This is a genomic window from Rahnella contaminans, assembly GCF_011065485.1.
Classification (GTDB): Bacteria; Pseudomonadota; Gammaproteobacteria; order Enterobacterales; family Enterobacteriaceae; genus Rahnella; species Rahnella contaminans.
On sequence record NZ_JAADJS010000014.1, the window covers coordinates 1 to 1,762 of the forward strand.

General features: G+C 50.6%; 2 tRNA genes and 2 rRNA genes. All 4 read left to right on the forward strand.

Annotated elements, in window-relative coordinates:
* Nucleotides 1-1,082: ribosomal RNA gene (locus tag GW579_RS23725) — 16S ribosomal RNA — on the forward strand; the annotation flags it as partial.
* A gap of 71 nt (nucleotides 1,083-1,153) precedes the next feature.
* A tRNA-Ile gene (locus GW579_RS23730) sits at nucleotides 1,154-1,230 on the forward strand.
* Between the two features lie 135 nt (nucleotides 1,231-1,365).
* A tRNA-Ala gene (locus GW579_RS23735) sits at nucleotides 1,366-1,441 on the forward strand.
* A 215-nt stretch (nucleotides 1,442-1,656) separates the two neighbouring features.
* A 23S ribosomal RNA gene (locus GW579_RS23740) occupies nucleotides 1,657-1,762 on the forward strand; the annotation flags it as partial.

The window sequence follows — 1,762 nt, forward strand, 5'->3', positions numbered from 1 at the left end:
GTTAATAGCTGCAACGATTGACGTTACTCGCAGAAGAAGCACCGGCTAACTCCGTGCCAGCAGCCGCGGTAATACGGAGGGTGCAAGCGTTAATCGGAATTACTGGGCGTAAAGCGCACGCAGGCGGTTTGTTAAGTCAGATGTGAAATCCCCGAGCTTAACTTGGGAACTGCATTTGAAACTGGCAAGCTAGAGTCTTGTAGAGGGGGGTAGAATTCCAGGTGTAGCGGTGAAATGCGTAGAGATCTGGAGGAATACCGGTGGCGAAGGCGGCCCCCTGGACAAAGACTGACGCTCAGGTGCGAAAGCGTGGGGAGCAAACAGGATTAGATACCCTGGTAGTCCACGCTGTAAACGATGTCGACTTGGAGGTTGTGCCCTTGAGGCGTGGCTTCCGGAGCTAACGCGTTAAGTCGACCGCCTGGGGAGTACGGCCGCAAGGTTAAAACTCAAATGAATTGACGGGGGCCCGCACAAGCGGTGGAGCATGTGGTTTAATTCGATGCAACGCGAAGAACCTTACCTACTCTTGACATCCAGAGAATTCGCTAGAGATAGCTTAGTGCCTTCGGGAACTCTGAGACAGGTGCTGCATGGCTGTCGTCAGCTCGTGTTGTGAAATGTTGGGTTAAGTCCCGCAACGAGCGCAACCCTTATCCTTTGTTGCCAGCACGTAATGGTGGGAACTCAAAGGAGACTGCCGGTGATAAACCGGAGGAAGGTGGGGATGACGTCAAGTCATCATGGCCCTTACGAGTAGGGCTACACACGTGCTACAATGGCATATACAAAGAGAAGCGAACTCGCGAGAGCAAGCGGACCTCATAAAGTATGTCGTAGTCCGGATTGGAGTCTGCAACTCGACTCCATGAAGTCGGAATCGCTAGTAATCGTAGATCAGAATGCTACGGTGAATACGTTCCCGGGCCTTGTACACACCGCCCGTCACACCATGGGAGTGGGTTGCAAAAGAAGTAGGTAGCTTAACCTTCGGGAGGGCGCTTACCACTTTGTGATTCATGACTGGGGTGAAGTCGTAACAAGGTAACCGTAGGGGAACCTGCGGTTGGATCACCTCCTTACCTCAAGATACGCATTGTGCAGTGTCCACACAGATTGTCTGATAGAAAGTAACGAGCAGAAATACCTTAATAGGCTTGTAGCTCAGGTGGTTAGAGCGCACCCCTGATAAGGGTGAGGTCGGTGGTTCAAGTCCACTCAGGCCTACCAATTCGTCCTCATGCTGCGTTGTCGCCATACTTGTTTGCACAAGCAAACGTCGTATGACTTCGCCTTGCCTGAGAACAAATTGGCTAACTCATCCTGTGATGTGTTAGTGATTAAGGTATCTGTAAGTGACTGTATGGGGCTATAGCTCAGCTGGGAGAGCGCCTGCCTTGCACGCAGGAGGTCAGCGGTTCGATCCCGCTTAGCTCCACCATTACCGTACAGCCTTTAAATAATACTTCAGAGCGTATTGGAAACAGTATGCTGCGAAGTATTTTGCTCTTTAACAATCTGGAACAAGCTGAAAAATTGAAAGTTTACAGCTGAACATCACTCTCCGTAGAAGTACTGAGTGGTGATTAGTCTGTAACAGAGTCTCTCAAATAATCGCAGCGCGATGATGTCTTTTAAGACACCTTCGGGTTGTGAGGTTAAGCGACTAAGCGTACACGGTGGATGCCTAGGCAGTCAGAGGCGATGAAGGGCGTGCTAATCTGCGAAAAGCGTCGGTAAGGTGATATGAACCGTTATACCC